The organism is Pseudomonadota bacterium, from assembly GCA_018823285.1.
Lineage (GTDB): Bacteria > Desulfobacterota > Desulfobulbia > Desulfobulbales > JAGXFP01 > JAHJIQ01.
In genome coordinates, this window is record JAHJIQ010000014.1 from 1 (window position 1) to 23,260 (window position 23,260).

Annotated in this window: 25 protein-coding genes; 17 read left to right on the plus strand and 8 right to left on the minus strand. The window is 50.6% G+C overall.

The window, feature by feature from the left end:
- Positions 1-265 precede the first annotated feature (265 nt).
- The 4 genes from KKG35_04090 to KKG35_04105 form a co-directional block, all read right to left on the minus strand.
- A complete protein-coding gene (locus KKG35_04090; GenBank protein ID MBU1737297.1) occupies positions 266-2,086 on the minus strand; it encodes a CZB domain-containing protein in 1,821 nt (606 codons plus the stop codon).
- 201 nt (positions 2,087-2,287) lie between these two features.
- Positions 2,288-2,740, minus strand: a complete 453-nt coding sequence (locus KKG35_04095) for an Hsp20/alpha crystallin family protein (protein MBU1737298.1) — start codon at positions 2,738-2,740, stop codon at positions 2,288-2,290.
- A 174-nt stretch (positions 2,741-2,914) separates the two neighbouring features.
- Positions 2,915-4,042 (minus strand): SO_0444 family Cu/Zn efflux transporter, encoded by a 1,128-nt coding sequence (locus KKG35_04100; GenBank protein MBU1737299.1) that lies wholly within the window; start codon positions 4,040-4,042, stop codon positions 2,915-2,917.
- 2 nt (positions 4,043-4,044) lie between these two features.
- Positions 4,045-4,404: a metalloregulator ArsR/SmtB family transcription factor gene (locus tag KKG35_04105; protein ID MBU1737300.1), complete on the minus strand. Its 360-nt coding sequence runs from the start codon at positions 4,402-4,404 to the stop codon at positions 4,045-4,047.
- Between the two features lie 408 nt (positions 4,405-4,812).
- On the opposite strand from KKG35_04105, the gene KKG35_04110 reads away from it, so the two are divergent.
- From KKG35_04110 to KKG35_04185, 16 genes are all read left to right on the plus strand, one after another.
- The gene (locus KKG35_04110; GenBank protein ID MBU1737301.1) at positions 4,813-5,634 is read left to right on the plus strand and encodes a sensor histidine kinase; all 822 of its coding nucleotides are present in this window, start codon (positions 4,813-4,815) and stop codon (positions 5,632-5,634) included.
- Between the two features lie 13 nt (positions 5,635-5,647).
- The gene (gene rsmI, locus KKG35_04115) at positions 5,648-6,505 is read left to right on the plus strand and encodes a 16S rRNA (cytidine(1402)-2'-O)-methyltransferase (GenBank protein MBU1737302.1); all 858 of its coding nucleotides are present in this window, start codon (positions 5,648-5,650) and stop codon (positions 6,503-6,505) included.
- A 144-nt stretch (positions 6,506-6,649) separates the two neighbouring features.
- Positions 6,650-6,856: a hypothetical protein gene (locus tag KKG35_04120; GenBank protein MBU1737303.1), complete on the plus strand. Its 207-nt coding sequence runs from the start codon at positions 6,650-6,652 to the stop codon at positions 6,854-6,856.
- A gap of 101 nt (positions 6,857-6,957) precedes the next feature.
- Complete coding sequence (locus KKG35_04125) at positions 6,958-7,167, plus strand: hypothetical protein (GenBank protein MBU1737304.1); 210 nt, start codon at positions 6,958-6,960, stop codon at positions 7,165-7,167.
- Between the two features lie 16 nt (positions 7,168-7,183).
- Positions 7,184-8,026, plus strand: coding sequence for an ion transporter (locus tag KKG35_04130; protein MBU1737305.1), 843 nt, complete (start codon positions 7,184-7,186; stop codon positions 8,024-8,026).
- 215 nt (positions 8,027-8,241) lie between these two features.
- Complete coding sequence (locus tag KKG35_04135; GenBank protein MBU1737306.1) at positions 8,242-8,727, plus strand: periplasmic heavy metal sensor; 486 nt, start codon at positions 8,242-8,244, stop codon at positions 8,725-8,727.
- Between the two features lie 441 nt (positions 8,728-9,168).
- Positions 9,169-9,630 carry a DUF2318 domain-containing protein gene (locus tag KKG35_04140; GenBank protein ID MBU1737307.1) on the plus strand — a complete coding sequence of 154 codons (462 nt, stop codon included), beginning with the start codon at positions 9,169-9,171 and terminating at the stop codon, positions 9,628-9,630.
- Between the two features lie 286 nt (positions 9,631-9,916).
- Positions 9,917-10,513, plus strand: coding sequence for an RlmE family RNA methyltransferase (locus KKG35_04145; GenBank protein ID MBU1737308.1), 597 nt, complete (start codon positions 9,917-9,919; stop codon positions 10,511-10,513).
- A 99-nt stretch (positions 10,514-10,612) separates the two neighbouring features.
- Entirely contained in the window at positions 10,613-11,362 is a 750-nt protein-coding gene (locus KKG35_04150) for a YebC/PmpR family DNA-binding transcriptional regulator (GenBank protein MBU1737309.1), read from the plus strand.
- Between the two features lie 23 nt (positions 11,363-11,385).
- Positions 11,386-11,871 (plus strand): crossover junction endodeoxyribonuclease RuvC, encoded by a 486-nt coding sequence (gene ruvC, locus KKG35_04155; protein MBU1737310.1) that lies wholly within the window; start codon positions 11,386-11,388, stop codon positions 11,869-11,871.
- A 37-nt stretch (positions 11,872-11,908) separates the two neighbouring features.
- Positions 11,909-12,526, plus strand: coding sequence for a Holliday junction branch migration protein RuvA (ruvA, locus tag KKG35_04160; protein ID MBU1737311.1), 618 nt, complete (start codon positions 11,909-11,911; stop codon positions 12,524-12,526).
- Complete coding sequence (gene ruvB, locus KKG35_04165) at positions 12,523-13,566, plus strand: Holliday junction branch migration DNA helicase RuvB (protein ID MBU1737312.1); 1,044 nt, start codon at positions 12,523-12,525, stop codon at positions 13,564-13,566. Before ruvA ends, ruvB begins: the two co-directional genes overlap by 4 nt.
- A gap of 38 nt (positions 13,567-13,604) precedes the next feature.
- Positions 13,605-14,450, plus strand: a complete 846-nt coding sequence (panB, locus tag KKG35_04170; protein ID MBU1737313.1) for a 3-methyl-2-oxobutanoate hydroxymethyltransferase — start codon at positions 13,605-13,607, stop codon at positions 14,448-14,450.
- A 50-nt stretch (positions 14,451-14,500) separates the two neighbouring features.
- Positions 14,501-15,265, plus strand: coding sequence for a MotA/TolQ/ExbB proton channel family protein (locus tag KKG35_04175; protein MBU1737314.1), 765 nt, complete (start codon positions 14,501-14,503; stop codon positions 15,263-15,265).
- An 18-nt stretch (positions 15,266-15,283) separates the two neighbouring features.
- The gene (locus tag KKG35_04180; GenBank protein ID MBU1737315.1) at positions 15,284-16,045 is read left to right on the plus strand and encodes an OmpA family protein; all 762 of its coding nucleotides are present in this window, start codon (positions 15,284-15,286) and stop codon (positions 16,043-16,045) included.
- A gap of 58 nt (positions 16,046-16,103) precedes the next feature.
- Positions 16,104-16,697: a PilZ domain-containing protein gene (locus KKG35_04185; GenBank protein ID MBU1737316.1), complete on the plus strand. Its 594-nt coding sequence runs from the start codon at positions 16,104-16,106 to the stop codon at positions 16,695-16,697.
- A 169-nt stretch (positions 16,698-16,866) separates the two neighbouring features.
- On the opposite strand, the gene KKG35_04190 is transcribed toward KKG35_04185, so the two are convergent.
- The 4 genes from KKG35_04190 to ftsE all read right to left on the minus strand — a co-directional run bounded on the left by KKG35_04190 (position 16,867) and on the right by ftsE (position 21,507).
- Complete coding sequence (locus KKG35_04190; GenBank protein ID MBU1737317.1) at positions 16,867-18,351, minus strand: S41 family peptidase; 1,485 nt, start codon at positions 18,349-18,351, stop codon at positions 16,867-16,869.
- Between the two features lie 232 nt (positions 18,352-18,583).
- Entirely contained in the window at positions 18,584-19,879 is a 1,296-nt protein-coding gene (locus KKG35_04195; protein ID MBU1737318.1) for a peptidoglycan DD-metalloendopeptidase family protein, read from the minus strand.
- Between the two features lie 9 nt (positions 19,880-19,888).
- A complete protein-coding gene (locus KKG35_04200; GenBank protein MBU1737319.1) occupies positions 19,889-20,779 on the minus strand; it encodes a permease-like cell division protein FtsX in 891 nt (296 codons plus the stop codon).
- A 2-nt stretch (positions 20,780-20,781) separates the two neighbouring features.
- Entirely contained in the window at positions 20,782-21,507 is a 726-nt protein-coding gene (ftsE, locus tag KKG35_04205; GenBank protein MBU1737320.1) for a cell division ATP-binding protein FtsE, read from the minus strand.
- Positions 21,508-22,005: 498 nt separating this feature from the next.
- On the opposite strand from ftsE, the gene KKG35_04210 reads away from it, so the two are divergent.
- Positions 22,006-23,247: a sigma-54 dependent transcriptional regulator gene (locus KKG35_04210; GenBank protein MBU1737321.1), complete on the plus strand. Its 1,242-nt coding sequence runs from the start codon at positions 22,006-22,008 to the stop codon at positions 23,245-23,247.
- Positions 23,248-23,260: the final 13 nt, after the last annotated feature.

Here is a 23,260-nt window from a genome sequence, read left to right on the forward strand (position 1 = left end):
AAGCTCTTCAGCGCCGATGGTACTGCATGGGAGACTATGTGGGAGAGTAGGTCGCCGCCGAATTTATTTTTAATACCTCCATTCCTTTATTGGGATGGAGGTATTTTTTTGCCCAAAACGCGGTGCCCGAGTTTTCTTGCCCATTATACCCCGGCCTGGAATCCATACGGAGATGCCCCGTGGCTCGAAGTCGCACACCGTTTGCTTACTGCTGCGGGGAGCTTCAATATCTTTTTGCCGGTAAGTCCCTGGCGGAGGCAGAACTTTACGTCCCGGGATGCGCAGCTGCGCCAACCATGATCAGCAGGTCATTGACCGAGTCCTTCATCATGTCGGACTGGGCGTTTAATTCTGTGGAGGCTGAGGCTGCTTCTTCGGCTGAGGCTGCATTCTGTTGAGTAATCGCATCAATTTCGGCGAGAGCCTTGTTGATCTGAGTGATCCCCTGGTCCTGCTCGTTGGAAGCTTTCGCGATTTCACTGACGATGTTTTTTATCTTTGCACTGGCTTCAGCGGCAATGTCAAAAGCTTCGCTTGTTTCAGAAGCCTGCCTGGACCCTGTTTGTACTTTCTTAACGGTGTCTTCGATCAGTTGCGAGGTGTTTTTTGCTGCCTGGGCGGCCCGGAGCGCAAGATTGCGAACCTCTTCGGCAACTACTGCAAACCCCGCTCCCGCTTCCCCAGCCCTGGCAGCTTCAACCGCAGCATTTAATGCCAGAAGATTTGTCTGGAATGCTATTTCGTCGATGGTCTTGACAATCTTCTGGGTTTGTCCGCTGGCGGTACTGATTTCATTCATGGATTCTGTGAGGTTCTGCATTGAGCGGTCGGCCTTGGAGAGCACTTCGCTGGCTTCCTGCATCAGGCGGTCTGCTTCATTGGAGTTGGCCGCATTCTGTCTGGTCATGGTGGACATCTGTTCAAGAGACGAGGTTGTTTCTTCCATCGCCGCAGCCTGAGTTGATGCTCCGTCTGCAAGGCTTTGACTGGATGATGAAATTTCCAAAGCGGCCATGTTCACCTGGGAGGATCCGGTTCCGATGATTTGAGAGATATCGGTCAGAGAACGGATGATTCCCCTGGAGATGAAAAACGCAAGCAGAATTCCTGCAACAACGATGAGCAGCCCGATCGATAATGCGAACAGCCTGGTTTTTTTTGCTGCATCAAGCATGATCACATCTGTCATGACGTGTTTTTTTAATTCATCACGGAGAGTGTTCAATTTTTTCTGGACTTCTATTAAGGCCGGCATTGTCTGGGTGGCATATATTCTGTTTGCTTCAATGGCGCCTGCCATTTCATTTTCCACTTCGGCCTGCAGTTCAATCAGAAGGTCGATAAGGGTGTCGATCTTCGGGGAGGTGTCGTTTTTGAAGAGACTGATGGCACTGTCGATAGTATCTTTTGCCATGAGGTCATTCACCAGAATCGCAGAAGCGTACATCTCCTTTTGGGCCTGACCCAAAGCATTGATGGTCTTTTTCAGATTATCACTGCCATTTTTCAGGGCGAGTTGTGCGCTCTCCGAAACCAGCCATTTGCCGAGAATTGAATGATCCGGATCAAGGCGGACCCCCAGCTTCGTTTTTCTGTTTAGAAGAGAATCCCTAACCCTCGAAGACCATTCGAGATTTGCCGCATTGATATCTGTTACCTGTTCAAGGAGTTTTTTGCTGACTGGTTTGTAAGCCTCTTTTATGGCGATCGCGGAAAGATGCAGCTCGTGGTGCGGTTTTTCTATCTCTTTAAGCAGGGTGGACAGTTCAGGAACAAAGGTCTCGGTGTTTTTTCTCCCTTCCCCGAAAAGCCATTTGCCGAAAGCGCAGAGGTGGTCGTCGGTCTCGACCTGAAGCTCGGTTACATTTTCATCTGTGAGCAGGGCGTTCACTTTTGCGACCCAGTTCAAATGATCAACCTCTTTCTGGGCCAGGTTGCCGTCCAGCATGTTGCCGGTAATGACCTGGCTGGCATTTCTGACGATTCTGCCAATACCGAATTCGTTGAAAACAACCATTATCACGAGAAGTGTCAGGATGGTCCCGAAACCGTAGCTGATCTTTCGGCCGATTGTTAAGTTGCGCATGAAATCTCCTCTTGGCAATAAAAGGATGGTTGATGCAGGGGTGGTTCTGTTCGCTGACTCGCTCCAGTTATTTGATTACATTATCTATTTATTGATGGAGAAGAGTCAAATTGTTTAAAAATATTGCCTTCAGTGAAGTGTGGCCCGCCATTTCTGACGGGCCAGGTTCATTATGGAGGGGAGAGAAAGAGAGCTTGAGGCTCACTGAATCTCGATATGGGTAGCTTTTTCTTTGCCGGTTACAATCTTGGTCATCGTGACGGTAAGGACGCCGTCTTTAAAAGTTGCTTTAACCTTTTTCGTATCAACTTCCACCGGCAATCTCACACTCCGTTGGAAAGATCCGAAATGGCGTTCCACTCTGTGGAAATGACGCCCTTTTTCTTCTTCCTCATGTTTCTTTTCACCTTTGATGACAAGGAAATCATTGTCAAGGGTGATGTCGACGTCTTTCCTCTCCAGACCGGGGAGTTCAGCTTTCACCTCAAGCGTCTTGTCCGTTTCGGTAATATCCAGCCGCGGGGCAAAATCAAACTCTCCTGCGGTGGTAATATCCCGGAAGGGAAGGTCGTGCCAGAAATGCCTGGCCAGATGTTCAACTTCTTTAAAAGGGTCAAGATAATGAGATTTTCTGAAAGGAACCAGATCCAACATGTCTATCACCTCCTTCATGAGAGTAATTTCATCAAAATCAGTCTTTGTTCTCCTGTTGAAAATTTAATTACTGATCAGGCAAAATCAAGGTGCTGAAAGTTTGTGTATTAATGGCTCAGGGGTTTTTTTTTCTGAAATAACGAGGAATACAATTCCTGTGGTGGGTGTCGGTGATCAGGGGGATTCCTGGCATGATCCCGCAGAACAGCCGCAGCCGGAATTCTTGTGAACGGTGGGAGAGCCGTGGAATCGCCTGTTGACCAGTTTGCAGAATGGTTTGATGGACAGAGCGATCAGGACAATGGCGCCGGCAAGCTGAAGTTCATAGGGGATGATCTCGGCGGCTTGTCCGGTAATTGCAGTAACGGAAATGCCGGTCATGTCATAAATCATGTCCAAGGTCAGACCGCTGACAACACTGCTTGCGGAAATGACTGCCAGATATCGGATTGTCGACAGCTTGCCCAGAAGCCCGGTCATGACCGAGAGTGAGGCCATGTTGGTTGCCGGGCCGACCAGGAGAAAAACAAGTGCGGCGCCAGGACTCACGCCTTTCATTATCAGGGCCGCGGCAATCGGGGTGGATGCTGAGGCACAGATATAGAGTGGTATCCCTGCCGCCAGCATGATCAGCATGGTGGTGAGTCCTCCCCCCAGATAAGAGGAGATCAACTCGTCCGGAACCAGAACCGTAATCAGGCCGCTTAACAAAAGGCCGAAGAAAAACCATACGGCGATGTCTCCCCAAAGTTCTGTAAAAGCATACCGGAAACCGGAGAGTATTTTCCGGAAGAATACCGGCTGTTCTGATCCGGTCTCGGCGGAGCATTTTTCACTGGCGCAGCACTTTGCAGTTTGGTCAGGATTCCCGGTGGCAATCGGTTGTTCAGATCGTTGGAAAAGATTTTCAGTGAAGCCTGCAGCGATTGCTGATATCAATGCCGCAACCGGCCTTGCCACCGTCATCAGCGGATCGAGAAGAGCATAGCTGACGCTGATCGAGTCTATCCCCGATTCCGGTGTCGAAACAAGAAAGGCGATGGTCGCACCATTGCTGGCCCCTTGTTTTTTCAAGGCCGCCGCTGCGGGGAGTACTCCACAGGAACAGAGCGGGATCGGAATTCCGAAAAGCGCTGCCTTTAAGACCGGGAGGAAACGTCCAGTCCCGAGGTGGCGGGCAATAAGCTCCGGCGAAAGGAACAATTTCAGGACCCCACCAATCACAATCCCGAGAAGGATATAAACAGAAGCATCTAGAAGAAGATGCCAGGATTCAAGCGCGACACTTATTACAAATTCCATGATTACTCCCTGATATGTTCAATGCCGACAGCGAGCAACTTCCTGATGTGGTCATCGTTCAAGTTGTAGTATAAAATCTGACCTTCCCTGCGGCTGATTACGAGGTACAGCTGGCGAAGCATCCTTAACTGGTGACTGACTGCAGATTCCGAAATATCAAGAAAGGCCGCAAGGTCACAGACGCACATCTCTTCATGGGCAAGGGCTAATAGTATCTTGAGCCTGGTAGAGTCACCCATCGCTTTATATGTATTGGTCAGTCTCTGCTGTTCCATATCCGAGAGGGCGGTTCTCCTGGCGTTTTCCACGCGTTCAGTATGAATGATCCGACAATGACAGTACTCCTGGTTTTTCTGATCCATACAGTATCCGTTAATTTAATATATGAGCAGTTACTCAGATAGTAGGTGCTTATATAAAATATGTCAATATAAGTATCTTTCAGGCGGGAAAATTCTAAAGGGTATCGCAGTCAATAACCAACAGTAAACCTGCAAAGGACAACGCATGGTTTGAGAAACCCGGGGAATCTGGAGAGTGTTTCACGATTCAAGAACAAAGGACGGGTGGGGGCTTGTCGGTGGTACAAGGAGATGCGAATCTGGAGTAGCAGTGAAAGGGGTATTATTGAATAAAAGCAGAACAGTCGGGAGCTGTGTTGTTTCTGTACATATTTTCTGAACATTGTATATTCACATGGGGTCGGCAGAAATATCAGGCCGAAGAGTCATATTTCACATGTTTATCCTCTTGGATGGAGTTTTCTCGTTGTGACGCAAAGCAAGATGGAATGGGAAAAAGCGTTTATTGAGTATTCTTTTGATGCGGCGGTGGGACGCCTCTTCAGGGGATTGATTCACAACCTCAACGGGGTCGGGCAGGCCTTTTCCATGCAGGCGGAACTACTGGTCATGATGTTTGATCAGGCGGACAAAACTCTGGATATCATTGAAAAGTCGGATTCGATTGAGGAAGCCCGGTCGCATGCAGGGATTCTCAGGGAGATGATTGCCAGGCGTTCCGGGTTGACGGAACATCTGGTCAAGGAGGTCAATGTTCTTCATGATATCATGAGAAGATGTTCAAACCTGATGGCGGAATGTCGTGATCCGGGCACTGTCCAGGCCTATAAATTGAGAGATGTGATCCGGACGGAGCTGGAATTTTTATCGGCCGACAGCTTTTTTAAGCATAAGGTGCGGAAGGAGGTCATTTCGGCAGACAATATTCCTGCCCTTGTCTGTCATCAGGTTGCACTGCACAAGATACTTGCCGTTTTACTTGAGAATGCTTCTCTGTCAATGGAAAAAGGGGTGCGTCCTGAAGGTGAGCCGGCAAAACTGCAGATTAGGACTTCCAGAGAAGATGATCAGATAAGAATTGATATTGCCGACAACGGGCCAGGAGTCGATGATGCTCTCCGGGAGAAGATTTTTGAACCCTTTGTATCAGGGTTTTCCAGAACGGGTCTCGGCCTTTTTCTTGGCAGGGCGATAGCGGCATCTTTGCATGGTGAGATCGTCTTTACGAGCCAGCCGGGAAGTACCTGTTTTACGCTCAAGCTGCCATTGTCAGAGGTGACTTTTGACTGAGGGGAGAGATCAAGTGGGGGCCGGAGTTCTTTATGTTGTCGCCACGCCAATTGGTAATCTTGAAGATATCACCAGAAGGGCGGTCCGGATTCTGGGTGAGGTGAACCTGATAGCTGCCGAAGACACCCGTCACACCAGGAAGTTGCTGGCAAGTCTTGGTATCCGGACCCCGATGATCAGTTATTATAAGGACAAAGAACAGTCCCGGGCGAGTGATGTCATCCAGAGGATTCTGTCCGGTGAAAATGTGGCGCTGGTGTCTGACGCCGGGACTCCGGCGATATCCGATCCCGGAGCCGTGCTGGTAAGACTGGCAGTTGAGAATGGTGTCAGGGTTGTGCCGGTTCCGGGGCCGTCGGCTTTGAGTGGTGCAGTAAGTATTGCTGGGCTGAAGGATAATGCCTTTGTTTTTCTGGGGTTTCTCCCGGGGCGGAAAGGGGAGCGCGTGAGCCTTCTCAAGTCAATTGAGGGACAGAATCGGGCTCACGTGTTTTATGAATCCCCGCACCGGATAGTGAAATCCCTGCAGGACTGTCTGGAGGTCCTTGGAGACAGGAGAGTCTTTATAGGACGGGAGCTGACCAAACTGCATGAAGAGACGATACATGCCAAAACAAGTGAGGTGATTGAGATTCTGACAGGCCGGGATAAGATCAGGGGAGAGTTTGTGGTGGTCATCGACGGATCCGACGAATCCGGGCCAGGGGCCATGCAAGGCGTTGATCTTGATGGGGTCCTTGTCTGGTACAGGGACAACTCCCGGCTGTCCATGCGTGATGCGGTAAGAAAAGTTGCAGAGGATCTCGGCACGGCGAGATCCGAGGTCTATTCCACAGCTCTGGTCATCTGGAAGAAAGGCAGAAAAGGGTGAGCCATGAAAATTGACTGGGCATATATGCGGAAGGGCTGAACCTCATGCGTCAGGGCACGGGAGTTTCTCGCTGCCGGGAAAATCGGGATTGCGGTAGAGGTTGATGCCGGAAAAGAGAAAATTGACAGTCAGAAGGCGTGGGCGATGCTGCAGGGGGCAAAGCAGGTCTATGTGGCAAAGGGGAAGAAAATTGCCGGTTTTGCGGATCCCGGAGTTCATCAGGAAGAAATACTTGAAAATGCCATTGGCAGAAGCGGCAGCCTGCGAGCTCCAACTCTCCGGGTTGGTAACATGTTCATCATCGGATTCAATGAAGGACTCTACCGGGAATTTCTGGTCGGACTTCAATGAAAATGGCCTGAGGTTTGAGGCTCAGTATGTTTGTGCCCTGCGAATACGCTTTAATAATTGTTTGAAGGCTTTCTGAGAGTGATTTTATGCAAAGGCATGCAATGTTTCTTCTGGTTTGCGGTATTCTGCTGACAATTACCGGGGCCGGTGTGTCCATCGCCTTCTGGGTGCCGAAAGTATTGAATAGAGCGCGGCTCAAGGAGTATCTTGGTGACCGCTACTGGATGGTGTATCTGGTTTACTCGGCCAACGGGCCGGTATTGCTCATAGCTGGAATACTTCTGGTTATCAAATACCTGTCCCTTTCCTGATGATGGTTTGAGGATCATGCGGAATATAAATAGTGTCCGGAAACCGGATAGTGATCACGCTGCATGGCGGCATGCTCTTCATGAGGTCATATTCGGCACCGAGACCCCGGCAGGGAAAATGTTTGATCTCCTGCTGATTTACAGCATTGTTGCCAGTGTGCTAGTGGTCATGCTGGACAGTGTGAGTTCGATCAGGGCTGTTTATGGGGGACTCCTTTACGGTTTTGAGTGGTTTTTTACCATATTGTTCCTGGTCGAGTATTTCCTTCGCCTCTTGAGTGCCGGGAGTCCCTTTCGATATGCAATCAGTTTTTTCGGAGTTATTGACCTCCTGGCAATTGTCCCCACTTTTCTCGGTCTGGTCATCCCGGCCGGCCGATATCTCACGGTGATCAGAATACTGCGGGTTTTAAGGATATTCAGGATTCTGAAACTTGCCCAGTATCTGGGAGAGTCGCGGCAACTTCTCATGGCCCTTCGAGCCAGTCGACGTAAGATTACGGTTTTCCTCTTTGCGGTCATGGTTCTGGTGGTTTTCTTCGGATCGCTGATGTATGTGGTGGAAGATGTGGAGCATGGCTTTACCAGCATTCCCCGCAGTATTTACTGGGCCATTGTGACTCTCACGACCGTAGGATATGGCGACATTTCACCCCATACCAGTTTCGGACAGTTCCTGGCGGCGATTATCATGATTCTCGGGTATGGAATAATTGCTGTTCCCACCGGAATTGTAACCGTTGAACTGAACAGAAGTCATGATGTGAGGGAGACTGGCAGGGTCTGTGTTCAGTGTAATGCCGACGGGCATGATAATGATGCTGCATATTGTAAATATTGCGGCAGTCGGCTCTCCTGATTCCATGGTTAAAAAGTATCCAGGTTCTCCGGCGGGATGCTTACTAATTACCCAGTGAAAATACATTGCAAGATTCAGTGCTCCTGCTTCATGTTGTGATAATTGCCAATCATATCAGAAACATATATGCTCTCGCGTGATGTTGGCACGGAAGTTGATAAATAGGAAGGCAAAGCCAGGAATCATTTATCAACATTCATCATAAGGAGAACATCATGAAAAAGGTATTGGTAGTCGCGTTACTGGTTACGCTTGCAGGTTTTACCGGTCTTCAGACGGCGAGTGCCGGCTGGGGCTGGTGGGGAGGTGAAGGTCGTGGAAATGGCCCGGGAAACGGCCCTGGATCATGCGGTGGCCCTTGCGCAGAAGAGGTGAGTGAAGAAGACCAGAAGGCGAGACAGGAGTTCTTTGATGCAACCAAAGATCTGCGCCAGCAGCTTTTTGATAAGCGGAGCGAATATGCTGATGTCGTCAATCAGGAAAATCCTGATAAAGAAAAGGCCGCTGCAATCTGGAGTGAAATGTACGATCTGAAGGCGCAGCTTAAGGAAAAAGCTGATGGTGCAGGATTTGGCCCTGGAACCGGCAAAGGATTTGGACGGAGAGCCGGTTGTGACGGTTCTGGTGATTGCTACTCGCAGAATGATCAGAGTGGACGAGGTCGCGGTAATGGCCGTGGCTGCAATGGTCCCCGCTGGTAATCTGCAAATCCGTATCTGTTACCCCCTCCTTTCAGCCCGTCCCGCTTTTCGGGGCGGGCTGACTTTATTTACCGGAACCAGGAGTTGGTCCGGACCAAAAATGGAAACTGCTTGTGCATGGGGAGAACCACCCCGAAGATTGCTCCAGCAGATTGATGTCGGAGTTGATGCCTGAAAGGAGCCGAGTCCTGCCTGGGCAGAAAACTCCATCTGTTACGAAGCGCCTCTATTCGAGTAGAGAATATTCTTTATTTGGTGTAAGAATATTCTCTATTTTTTTAATTTGTTCACTTGAAATATTCTCACATCATATTTTTGAAATGCTAAAAAGCAAAATAAAATCAGTGGGTTGTAAAGTTGGAGGCTGCATGGCATAGATGTTGCTTTTTACACGGGGCGAATGCATTGAGTCTGCTTCTGACCATTCTATCGAGGTGAAATATGAGAGAAATTATTCGACTTCTGGCCCTGACAGCGTTCGCACTTGTTTTGCTGGTTGGATGTAATTCGACTTCCGCCGGTTCCGGACCTTTGAAACCGGTGGATGGCGAGATCCGACTGTCCGTATCAAAGATCAATGATGGAAAGGCACATCATTTTGATGTGATTGCCGAGAATGGCACCAAGGTGACGTTCTTTGTTATCAGAAGCAGTGATGGAGTTCTGCGGGCGGCCATAGATGCATGTGATGTCTGCTACAAGGCCGGGAAAGGTTACTATCAGGAAGGTGATTTCATGGTCTGTGAGAACTGCGGCCAGAAATTTGCTTCCACCAGAATCAATATCGTTAAGGGCGGATGCAATCCGGCGCCGTTGAATCGAACGGTTGAAGGTGACAAACTGATCATCAAGATGAAGGATATTAATGACAACAGCTGGTACATGAAATATCGTCTTTCATGATCAGAATGAATACGTCGCGATTTGAGCCCCGAGGCCTCTATGGAACGGGGCTTTTTTTGTTTGAAGACCCAATGTGCATTCCCTGCAGCTCTTATTCCCGTCATGTTTGCTCTCTGCCCTAAAAGCGCTTTAACATACTGTTGGAAAGGTGTTGGATTTTATTGATTCAGATCGCTAGTGATGTGCTATTAACCGTTGGTCCGTGCCTGATATTCCTTGTCAATAAAGGATAAATGCACTAATTTGTGCTCATTTCACAGAGCTAGAGAGGCTTGAAACCGATACCATGAAAGAGGTCCAGGATCATTATTTCAGGAAGGCCAAAAAAGATGGCTATCCGGCCCGCTCGGTCTATAAACTGGAGGAAGCGCAAAACAAATACCGCTTTCTGACCAAAGGGGGGCGGATTCTTGATCTTGGCTGTTTTCCGGGGAGCTGGTCGATGTTTGCTTCCAGAGTCGTTGGTCCTTCCGGTCTGGTAGTGGGGGTTGACCTTAATAAGGTAACGGCTGAAAACAGACAACCCGGGGCTGGGATCAAGTGGCTTGTTGCCGATATATTTGAAGACGGGACGGTGGATCTCGTGCGGGCTGTCAGCGCCTCTTTCACAGCGGTAATCAGTGATATGGCCCCGAGGACAACCGGCAATAAATGGGCCGATCAGCAGAAGTCGCTCGATCTGTCAAGGCGGGCTCTGGAGTTGGCGGTGTCTCTTCTTGACCCTGATGGCGCCTTTTACTGCAAGGTTTTTGAAGGTGAAGACTATAAAGATTTTTTTAATGAAGTGAAAGCCTGTTTCCGTCTTACCAGAACGGTTAAGCCCAAGAGTTCCAGGCCTGAAAGCAGGGAAGTTTTTGTTCTGGGAATTGGGCTGAAAAAATGAAGAGTAATCAATATTATCCATCAAGACCTGCTGTATCCCTGCAGGTTTCTGCAATTTGAATTATTAATTCTTCCTTCTTAATTTCTCGAGGAGACTACAATGTCTGGACATTCCAAGTGGGCTAATATCAAACATCGAAAAGGAGCTGCGGACGCTAAAAAAGGTAAAGTGTTCGGCAAACTGATCAAAGAGATTACTGTTGCGGCAAGAATGGGTGGAGGCGACCGTGATGCCAACCCGAGACTTCGCAGTGCGATCGCTGCGGCAAAGGCAGTGAACATGCCGAAGGACAACGTCGACCGGGCGATCAAGAAAGGTACCGGGGAACTTGACGGTGAGAACTATGATGAAATCCTCTATGAGGGATATGGCCCGGGCGGGGTTGCCGTACTTGTCGAATGCATGACCGATAACCGCAATCGTACGGTGGCTGAGGTCCGCAGTTTCTTTTCAAAATCCGGTGGTAATCTTGGCGAATCGGGATGCGTGGGCTGGATGTTTGACAAAAAAGGGTCAATCCTCATTGAAAAAGAGAAAATCGATGAGGAAAAACTGATGGAACTGGCCCTTGAAGCAGGAGCGGAGGATGTCGTGGAAGAGGATGATGTCTTCCAGGTTCTCACTGAACCGGAAAAATTTGAAGCAGTCCGTGAGGCCCTTGAAGCAGAAAAACTTGAATTCATCGAGGCAAATATTTCGATGATTCCCAAAAATGTGGTTGATGTCGGTGACGAAAAGACAGCGAGTCAACTGATGAGGCTTCTCGACAATCTTGAAGACAACGATGATGTCCAGAAGGTTCATGCCAATTTTGATATCCCCGATGCGATCATGGAGGCGATTTCCTGATCACCGCCAGGGGAGGCGACAGCTTGCGGATTCTCGGGATTGATCCCGGTTCCAGGGTCGCAGGGTATGGTATTATCGATGTTGTCGGCAACAGGATGGACTATGTAACCTGCGGCGTGATCAGGGTGAAGACCAATACTCCTTTTCCCGACCGTTTACTTGAGATACATGACGGGATCACCCAGGTAATCAAGAACTACAGGCCTGAACAGGCTGCTATCGAGGAAATTTTCATGGCCAGAAATCCGAATTCAGCCCTCAAACTTGGCCACGCTCGCGGGGTTCTGATTCTCGCCGGCATGCAGAAGGGGGTGTCGATGGCCGAATATACCGCCCGTCAGGTAAAGCAGGCGGTCGCCGGGTACGGGAATGCCGACAAAAAACAGGTCCAGCATATGGTCCGGATTATCCTTTCCCTGCTTAAAAGTCCCAGCCAGGATGCAGCAGATGCTTTAGCCGTCGCAATCTGCCATGCCAACCACTTTCTATCCGGAATCTCCAGGACATGATCACCATTTTTGAGCCCACAAAAACGGAAACCATCCTATGATCGCCAGCCTGAGAGGAATCTTGACCCACAAATCACCGGAATTTCTGGTGCTTGATGTCAATGGCGTGGGATATCAGGTTTTTTTCTCAGCAACCGGACTCCTTGCTTTGCCGGAAGTTGGAGAAGAACTCTTTCTCCATATCTATACCAACGTCCGCGAGGATGCGATCGACCTTTACGGATTCGCGGATCATCATGAAAAAGACATGTTTATTCTTTTGATCAGTGTTTCCGGGATCGGACCCAAGCTCGCTTTGAATATCCTGTCGGGGATGAGACCTGCAGACCTTGCCAGGTCAATAACCACCGGGGACATCCATCGTCTGACCTCCCTGCATGGGGTAGGAAAGAAGACCGCAGAGCGCCTCTGTGTTGAACTGAAAGACAAGGTCCAGTTTCTGCCGGTGGCTGATATGGGGGGGCGGGCGCCTGCTGCCGAGCCATCGGAGAGCCAGTTGAGTTCCGATGTTATCTCTGCTCTGGTCAATCTTGGTTACTCTCCGGTCAGCGTCAGAAAAGGGATGGAAAAGCTTCGTTCCACTCTTGGTAACGATGAGTTTGATCATTTGTCATTTGAAGAGCTGTTGAAGCAGGCCTTAAGGTTGCTGGCATGAACGAGGAAGAACGAATTATCAGTGCCAGGTCAGGACGGGACGAGCAGCTTGACCTGGATCTCCGGCCACGTTTTCTGAGTCAGTACATCGGCCAGGAACAGCTGAAAAAAAATCTTGAGATAGGCATTCAGGCTGCCCGGGCCAGAAATGAGGCGCTGGACCATGTTCTTTTTCACGGCTTTCCAGGTCTTGGCAAAACCACTCTTGCCTATGTGATCGCCAACGAAATGCATGCCAATATCCGGGTGACATCCGGTCCGGTCATTGAACGGGCCGGAGATCTGGCCGCCATCCTGACCAGCCTTCAGGAAGGAGATGTTCTTTTTATCGATGAAATTCACAGGCTGAATCATGTGGTCGAAGAGATTCTCTATCCGGCCATGGAAGATTTTCAGCTTGATCTGGTCATCGGCCAGGGACCGGGGGCGAGATCTGTAAAAATGGATCTGCCGCACTTCACGCTGGTCGGCGCTACCACCCGGACCGGCTTGTTGACTCCACCCTTGCGGGACAGGTTCGGAGTGGTTTTGAGACTTGATTTTTACTCGGTTGAGGAGCTGGTGGAAATTGTCAGCCGATCGGCTTCGGTCCTCGGTATTCCGATAGATGATGATGGCGCCCGTGAGATTGGCGGTCGTTCCCGTGGAACACCCAGAATTGCCAACAGGTTGTTGAAGAGGGTCCGTGACTTTGCCGATGTAAGGGCCGATGGCCGGATCACTCTCGAAGTGGCTGATAAGGCCCTCGACATGCTGGCTGTCGATCCCCAGGGGCTTGACGAGATGGACAGAAGAATCCTGCTCACCATCATTGATAAGTTTCAGGGAGGGCCGCTGGGTATCGAGACCCTTGCGACGGCAGTCTGTGAAGAGAAGACCACCCTTGAGGATGTTTATGAGCCATTTCTGATCCAGACCGGTTTTCTGATCAGGACTCCCCGGGGACGCATGGCGACCCGCGCCGCCTATGATCATTTTAACAGGCCCTTTTCCGGGGTGATGGCTGTAGTCGAGGAAGATTTCAACCCCCGGCTTTTTTGATCTTGTTTAAGGAAGGACACTTCTGCTGGTGAAAAATTATGGGCAATGACAAACTGACTGTTCCCGACATTCTCCGCATGAAGAAAAACGGCGAAAAGATCACCGTGCTGACTGCCTACGATGTCAGTTTTGCCAGAATGCTTGACGGCGTCGGAGTGGAGATCCTGCTGGTCGGTGATTCACTGGGGATGGTCGTTCTCGGGTATGAGTCAACCGTGCCGGTGACCATGGAGGAGATGCTGCATCATGCCCGGGCCGTCAGCCGGGGAACCAGGCGGGCCCTTATTGTCGGCGACATGCCGTTTCTTTCATACCAGACTGATCTCGGCAGGGCCGTTTACAATGCGGGCCGTTTTATAAAAGAAGCGGGGTGTGATGCCGTTAAACTTGAAGGGGGAACCGAAATGGCCGGGACGGTTCAGGCCATCGTCCGGGCCGGAATACCGGTGATGGGACATATCGGTCTCACCCCGCAGACCGCAAATCAGCTTGGCGGGTACAAGGTCCAGGGGCGCGACCTTGATTCGGCCCGGAAACTGTTGCAATCCGCAAGAGATCTTGAACATGCCGGAGCCTTCTCTCTGGTTCTTGAATGCATTCCCGCCCAGCTTGCCGAAGTGATCAGCAGCGAGATAAAGATCCCCACCATCGGTATCGGGGCGGGTGTTCATTGTGACGGTCAGGTGCTGGTCACCCATGATCTGCTCGGTCTCTTTGAAAAATTTGTGCCGAGTTTCGTAAAATCTTACGCGAGGCTTGCACCTTCGATCAAAGACGCGGTATCCTCTTACATGAAGGAAGTAAAAAATGGAGAGTACCCCGACTCTGAACACAGTTTCAACATGCAGATCGATCGAGATGATCTCACAGAGAATCAGGGGTAAGAGCGTTCATCCTGCAGCCCGGATACATTGATTCTCTATAAGGATTTCGTATGGATCTCGCAACAGTTATAGGTATTGTCAGCGGTACCATCATTCTCCTGATCGCCGTTCTCCTCGGCGGTTCAATATTGTTATTCGTTAATATCCCCTCAGTACTCATCGTTGGTGGCGGAGTTGTCGCCACGGCTCTGATCCGTTTCGGGATGGGTGATGTTGTAAACTCCATCAAGGTGGCGATGAATGTCTTTTTCACCAAAACCAGTAACTCCCAGCAGGTGATTCAGGAGATCGTCAATCTTGCCAATATTGCGAGGAAGAACGGTCTGATCGTTCTGGAGCAGCAGCCCATTGAGGATGTCTTTCTTAAAAAAGCCATCATGTACTGTGTCGATGGGCACGAAGCGGAGTTCATTGAGGAGGTTTTGCGGAAAGAGGTGAGCCTGACCACCGAACGACATGATCTCGGCAAGAAAACCTTTTCCGCCATGGGTGATTCGGCACCGGCCTTTGGGATGATCGGAACTCTGGTCGGCCTGGTCCAGATGCTGGCGAATATGGAAGACCCCTCCGCGATCGGCCCGGCGATGGCGGTCTGTCTGCTTACTACCCTTTATGGCGCAGTTGCCGCCAACCTTTTCTTTCTGCCCATTGCCGACAAGCTCGCGTTGCGCAGCCAGGAGGAGGAAAGAAATCGCCGCCTGATCATTGAAGGGGTGCTGGGCATTTTGAAAGGCCTCAATCCGCGGGTTATGGAGGAATACCTTGAAACATTCCTGCCGCCGAAAGACCGGAAGACCGAAGAGGGGAAAAAATGATGCGCCGGAGAATAGTTCATGGCTGCAGATGAAGAGAAAAAGGTGGTCTGCCCGCCCGCCGGAGCACCTGCCTGGATGTGCACCTTTGCGGATCTGATGTCTCTGCTGATGACCTTTTTTATCCTGCTGCTCTCATTTTCGGAGATGGACCGCCAGAAGTTCAAGCAGGTTGCAGGCTCTATGGAGAAAGCGTTCGGCGTGCAGAAAGAGCAGCGGGTCTATGGCAGTCTGGAAGGGGACATGATGATCTCGACCGGATTCATGAGTACTCCACTTGCCGTAAAGCTGCAGCAGAGTGTTGAGGAAGAGATGGCCGCCGAGCTTGAGTCCGGGGCAGCGGAGATGGAAATGGGGCCGGAAGGACTGGTGTTGCGGGTGAAAGACTCGATTGCCTTTGAACTTGGCCGGGCGGAGATCAAGGAACGGTTCCTTCCTCTTCTTGACAGGATTGGGAAAATAGTCGCCGAGCATGAAGCGCTGGTAACTGTTAAAGGGCACACTGATAATATCCCCCTGACGAGAGGAGCGCCTTTCAGGTCGAACTGGAGCTTGTCTACGGCGAGGGCGGTCGGTGTTGTTGAATACTGGTCGGAAAAATTTAAAATTCCAGCCTCAAGGATGACGGCTTCCGGATTTGCCGATGGAGTTCCCCTTGAGAAAAACGATTCGGCAGCACAGAGGGCAAGAAACAGGAGGGTTGAGTTTGTCATCAAGCCGTCCGGTTCTGCGGTCGTTTTCAAGGGGCTGACCGAGTCGGTGAACAGCAGCGCAATCAAATAACCTTGGTTAATGGGCCTATGCAGATATTTATGTTTCTTAAACCTGGTAAGATGCTGATATGACTTCAGGAAATGAAAGAAGAGAGGCGGTCAGGGCTACGGATCGAATCCTGTTTGCCTTTGAACCTGTGGACCTGGCAAGATATCAGGACATCCTTGACGATCATCGCCGTGGAATATCCATCTATCATCAGACAGGCCTTACCGATATCCAGATGTACATCGGGGCGCAGGAGGCCCTGGCAAAATTGCGTGATCGGGATCTGGAACTGGCAACTTTTCTGCAGCATCTCGACACAAAGTTAAACATGGTTCTGCAGAAGGTCAGCGGGGACAAGTCTCCCTTTGAAATGATGGATTTGCTGGAGGTTGATTTCAGCGCTTCAGGGATGGCTTTCGACTCGGCTGATCCTGCTTCTCCGGGGGAAATCATGGCGCTGCATATAACTCTTCTACCCGACTATCTCTATATTTTCTGTTTTGGAGAAGTTGTGAGCTGCCAGGATAATGCAGAGGGGCCTGGAATTCCCGGGAAAAGAGTCGCTGTGAAGTTTATTCTGATTAATGATGATGACAAGGAAAAACTGGTTCAACACAATTTCCGCCAGCAGAGTCTGGCACTTAGGAACCGACGTTTAAAAGGCGACAGGTAGAGTTCATTCTGTCTGCTTGTGGTGCGTTCTAATCACGACTGAAGTTCCCGGTGACCCGGAGTTACCGGGTAGGACCCTTCCCCCGCAAAAAAACGCTTTTGTCAGAGTCGCGAAATTATACCCCTTGGCAGGGTATAATTTCGCTATGTTTTTTCAGGAGTACGCTGATCTATTTCCCATTCGGCTGCTTGAAATGGGTGTAGACATTGAGTCCTTTCAGGAGCATCAGGGCGGTCCGCAACTGATTGTCCCTGGCCAGTTGTTCCTTGACCTGCTCCGCTTCCTCTTCAGCTTTTTCGAGAGCGGTCTTCTCTTTCTTGCCACTCTTCGGGTCGGTTTTCGAGTCAGCTTTCGGGTCAGTGGCATCCTGATCTTTGACGCTGTCATCTTTCTCTACAGTGTCATCGTTTTTGGTTTCTTCTTCCTCTTTGTCGTTCTCGGTCTCTTCGTCTTCATCGCCATTGGTGAGATGTTTGCGAAGGTCTTTCTCCCGCAGGAATTTCGGTTTCTTTTTAACCTTTTTATGGCTCTCGGAGATATCTTCGGGCAGGTTTTCGACGACGATATCCGGTTCAATTCCCTTGGCCTGAATAGATCTGCCGCTCGGGGTGTAGTATCTGGCTGTGGTCAGTCGCAGGCCGGCGCCGTTACTCATCGGGATAATGGTCTGGACCGATCCCTTGCCGAAGGTCTGGGTCCCGACGACCAGGGCTTTTTTGTGATCCTGCAAAGCTCCTGCTACAATCTCGGAGGCACTCGCGCTTCCCTGGTTCACAAGAACAATGATCGGGTAGTCGTGCTTTTCTCCACTCGGTCGGGCAAAGTATTCTGTGTTCTGGTCTTTTACTCTCCCTTTGGTGGAAACAATCAGGCCATCGTCAATGAAGATGTCGGAAATTTTTACCGATTGGGCCAGCAGGCCGCCCGGGTTGTTGCGGAGATCGATGATCAGCCCTTTGACTTTTCCCCGTTCGTTGAGCTCTTTGAGTTCCTTGATGAAGTCGCTGGTGGTTTTAGCCTGGAAGTTGGAAATCCTGATGTAGATGTAGCCGGGCTCAAGTATCTTGGATTTGACGCTGTGCAGAGGAATGACTCCGCGGGTGATCTCAAACTCTTTCAGATCGCTCCATCCTTCACGGTGAACAGAGATGGTGACTTTGGACCCTTTCGGGCCACGGAGTTTTTTGACTGCTTCCATCAGGGTGAGATCCTTGGTCGGCTCATTCTCGATTTTCAGGATTTTGTCACCGGCCTGAAGGCCGATCTTGTATCCGGGCGTTCCTTCGATGGGCGATACAATGGTGAGGATTGAGTCCTTGACGGTTATTTCAATCCCGATGCCGGTAAAGCTTCCTTTGGTTTCAAGTTTCAGCTCCTTGAAGTCGTCCGGTTTCAGGTAGGATGAATGAGGATCCAGGGAGACGAGCATGCCTTTGATGGCGCCCTGAAGAACATCGGTGGTTTCGACATTCTCGACGTAGTGCTTCTGGATCAGGCTCAGGACGTTTGAGAAAACCTCGAGACTTTCATAGGTGTCATGAGGTTTGGCAGTGGCATCGCGCCCCTGTGAAAAAAGAAAAACTGCCAGAATCGGGGTGATTATCAGGAGTGTCATAACAATTTTTCTGGCAGTGGAAAATTTCCTGTTTTTCATCTGGTGCTTCCTGTTGTGTATGATTGAAGAGTATGCAAATAAATTTGGCTGGATTAATTGGCGCCTTTCATTGCAGGGTGATTTTCGGTGAAAAAAATAATAGCATTTTGACCTTGCGCGAACAATCAATTATTGTCGGTTTCGTAAAAAGCTGCGAAACGGACGGACAGTACCATATGGTTCATTGAACTATCGTCGGCCGATTCGGGAGAACATGACTGGTTGCGAACAATCAATTATTCGCTGTAGGGTCACTTTCCTCTTCCGAGGTTGCGCTGGCTGCTTCCATTTTCAGCAGGCTGTTGTTCAGCCATTCAAGGGGGTCCTGAGGCTCTGTTCCGTGCCTGATCTCAAAGTGCAGTCCCTCGCCGAGCAAGCCGCCCTGATCGTTCATCAGACCGATGACCTCACCGGTTTTAACTTCCTCCCCCTCTTTCTTGTACAATTCCGCCACCCGTGAAACCAGGGTGTAATACTGCTGGCCGTGATCAATAATGATCAGATTGCCGTAGCCGCGAAGCTGACCGGAATAAACAACCTTGCCGTCATAAACAGCGAGAACCTCGGAGCCTGATACAGTTTTGATATCGATCCCGTTGGCAAAGGTGGTCAGCCCGAACCTGCCCTTGCTGTTTTTGCCGAATAAGGTCGATACCGATCCTCTTACCGGTGGGACCAGTCTGCCTTTCATTTGCGCAAGGTCGGTCCCCGAACCCGGACGCCTTTTTTTCGGGGAAGAGAAGAATTTCTTTCGCGCCTTGCTCCGGGTTTCCACCAGTTCTTCCCGGAGACTTGCCAGGGTTTTGGTCAGACCTTCGGAGGCCTCTTCCATTTCTTCCAGCGCACGCTGATAGAGTTTCTTCTCGGTGTTGATCCTGGCCAGAAGAGTCATCCTCTCCCTGCGGATCTCGGAGAGCATGCTCTCCTGATTCTTGACCTTGACGATGACTTTCAGCATCTCCTCTTTTCCCTGCTTCAGCTCTTCCCGGATGGCGATCAGGGCGAGAACTTTTTCCCGATATCCTTCGATCACCTTCTGGTCATACTGGATCAGGGAATGGAAGTACTCTTTGAAACTGAGCAGGTCAGGCAGACTCGAGGCCGAGAAGGTGACATTCATCAGGCCGATGTCCCCCATCTTGTAGAAAGAGACCAGCCTGTTTCTGACATGGTCCTTGATCTTCTCCTTTTCGTCGATGACCCGGGTTAGCTCTTCGGTCTTCTGGTTGATCAGTTTTTCCTGCGCCGTCAGGTCGTCTTTCAGATCCTGGAGGTTTTTACGGCCGCGCGCGAGATCCTGGTCAATTTTCTCGAGCTGGTTGAGCAGGTTGATTTCCTTGTCTCTTGATTCCCGGACGAGCCCTTTATGGTCCTCAATATCTTCCTGGACTCTCTGGATCTTGGACTGCTGAATGCGCACCTCTTTTTCCAGTTTCCGTACTTCATCATCGGCGAAGGCTGAACCGGCTGAAAAGCACAGGGCCGTCAGCAGGAAGGTTGTTATGTATGATTTCGGCAGGATGATCATCGGAATGGTTCAGATCCGCATGTATTTGCGGATGGAAAGAAAGCTGCCTCCAGTACAGAGCAATATTGACACCGCCATAATCAGGGCAGTGGTAGAAGGGGCAAAAAATCTGAAATCAAGCATGTTCAGGAACCCCGGACCACCAAGGTGCATTCTGGTCCATTCAAAGATCAGGTAAAGGAACAGAATCCCCAGGCTGGAGCCGACAACCCCCTGCAGGATGCCTTCGATGAGAAGCGGTGTCTGAATGTAGGAACTGGTGGCGCCGACCAGGCGAAGCACTTCCAGCTCTGCCTCCTTGGCGACAACGGTGAGCCGGATAGTGTACGAAACCATAAAGACCGTTGCCAGGATCAGGAGAACGCCGCTGAGGATAACCACGATCCGAAGCAGTTCGGTAAAGAAGCCGAAGCGCTCGATCCAGTTCTGGCCGTATTGGACCTTTTGCGCTCCGGGAAGCGTCCCTAGATAGTCCGAGAACTGTTTCAGGGTGGTAAGGCTTTCAAGGTTCCTGATCGGATAAACCTCGATGGAAGGCGGGAGGAACTCAGGTCCCAGATCATCCAGGACCTCTTTCTCTGAATCGAGCTGAGTGCGCAGCCGGTTGAAGGCTTCCTGTCTCGAGATGAAGACGATCTTTTCCACTTCGCTGAAATCGGTGATCTTTCTTTTGATCATGGGCTGCATTTCAGGGATGATTTCCTCGTCGAGATAAACCACCACCCTCAGCTCATCCCCCAGCCGGTCGCTGGAGCCGATAATATTGGTATAGATCAGCAGGAAAAAAGTGAAGATCAAAACGGAAAGGCTGACCGTCAGCAGAGTCATGAGCTGGGTTGGCCAGCTTTGCTTCAGGTTTCTTCCGGTCTGCTTCAGGAAAAAAAAGGTTCTGAGTCCCATGGTCAGTTTCCTCCGTGATCAGGGGATGCGGAGCCTCCCTGCATGTTAAGCAGCGGGAGCTGTCTCTGGATGGTGTGTTTGCTGAACAGGCCGTGCTCAAGCTCCACCTTGCGATGCCTGGTGTTGCGGTAGATGGATTCGTCGTGGGTGGCAATGATCAGGGTGCATCCCTGCTGGTTCAACTCTTCGAAAAGTTTCATGACCAGCTCTGAGACCCCGGCATCAAGGTTGCCGGTCGGTTCGTCGGCAAGAAGAAGGGGCGGGGTGTTGCAGGCGGCTCTGGCAATTGCGACCCGCTGCTGTTCACCCCGGGAAAGTTTACCCGCCTGAACATCCCGTTTGTGCGCAAGCTGCAGCCGGTCGAGCAGATAATCAATACGGTCCCGGATATCACGGGCACTCCGGTAGGCGACCTCCATGGGCATGGCAATGTTCTGAAACACGGTCTGTTTGGGGAGAATTTTAAAATCCTGATACACGACCCCGATCTGCTGGCGAAGAACCTGGGTCTCGGTTGACGAGATCCGCCCGAGATCCATGCCCGCAACTTCAATGATCCCCTTGTTAGGCTTCTCCATGCAGCAGATGATTTTCAGCAGGGTCGTTTTCCCCGCACCGCTCATCCCGGTAAGAAAAAGTATTTCTCCTTTGCCCACCGTGATGGAAACATTCTGCAGGGCAATGATGTCGGGAGGGTAGACTTTGGTGAGTTTTACCGCATCAATGATCGGTTTGTCGTCTGGATATGAACTGAGCATTTTGTGAGGTCCGGTCCGTGTGGTTCGCTTCGGCTTGCTTGATGTTGATATTTCGGTGAAATTTATTAATCATGTTAAACCGTTATATATATCATTCCTGTTGAAAAATAACACCTAATAATTTGATTTTACTCCTGAATTGTGCTGGGTGGATCCGTCGATTACAGAATCTTCAGATCAGGCTCTCGGCAAGTGTGGTATAATTTGACCCTTTGCTCATAAAATGTTGTAATGGTTAGATATTTATTTGTATATTGGTATCTGATGACTCTTCGAGGGTTGTTGCCGGTAACCTGGTCCATTTAACCAAGAGGTCCCATGACTGCAATTTTAATGCTGGATGATTCCTCCGGCAAGGCTGACGCCGTATTCAAAGCTGTTGCGGTGCCGGGGGTGTCGCTTACCAGAGTCCAGGCCCCGGGTGACCTGCCGGAACCTGCCGACATCCTGAACAGCGATACGGTCGTTATGGCCTGCGGTTCCTCTGTTGAAAATTTGAAATCTCTTTTCCCCGAACTCAACTCCCTGCTCGGTGTTGTCCCGTGTGCTTTCCTGGCCCAGAACCCCTCGGTGTCAGAGGCCGTGTTGGCCCTTCAGGACGGTTTTGCTCACTATGTTGAAAATCCCGCTGCCGACGGGGTGATCAAGGAGGTGCTGGCAAGGATTTCCAATCCTGGCGCTGGAAAAACTGCCGCGGTTGGCAGAGCCGAACGGGGAGTGGCTTCGATGACCGGGGAGAGCAACCGAATCCGGGAAGTGTTTGCCCTGATCCGCAAAATCTGTGATACCGACAGCACTGTTCTGGTGTATGGCGAGTCCGGAACCGGCAAAGAACTGATTGCCCAGGCGCTTCATTATGAAAGTGGCAGGGCCTCCCGTCCTTTTATCCCGGTCAACTGTGGCGCCATTCCCGGAGAACTCCTGGAGAGTGAGCTTTTCGGCCACGAAAAGGGCGCGTTCACCCATGCAATCCGGACCAGGATCGGCCGGTTTGAAATGGCCGATGGCGGGACGGTGTTTCTTGACGAGATTTCAGAAATGAGCCCCATGCTCCAGGTGAAGCTCCTGAGGGTGTTGCAGGAGAGGATGTTTGAAAGGGTTGGCGGCACCAGAACCATTCAATCCGACTTCCGGGTGATCGCCGCGACCAACAAGAATCTTGAGGAACAGGTTGAACGCGGGGCATTTCGCCAGGACCTGTTCTACCGTTTAAACGTCATCCCCATCGAAGCACCGCCGCTCCGGGAAAGAGGCGGTGATATCCCTCTTCTGATAGAACGGTTTATAAACCGGTTCAACCGGGCCAAGAAAAAGAAGATCACCGGCCTCGATCACGAGGTTCTTGAGATCATGATGAAATACCCCTGGCCGGGTAATGTGCGTGAACTTGAGAATGTGGTCGAGAGAATGGTGATCCTGGCATCCGGCGACCACCTTACCCGGGAGGATCTGCCGGTAAAATTTCTTGAAGGGGGCAGGCGCTTTGAAACCGCTGCGAGCAAAGGTTTTGAAATTCCTCCTGCAGGATTTTCGCTGAGTGAGGAGGTGGCCGCTTTCGAAAAGAAGATTATTTCCAAGGCTCTGGAGCAGACGGATTGGGTGAAAAACAGGGCGGCCAGGCTCCTGAACGTGAACCGGACAACCCTGATTGAAAAGATGAAAAGATATGAGATGGGGGCGAGACCCGACCCCGATGAGAATGAAGAGTAGGAAGACGGGGGAA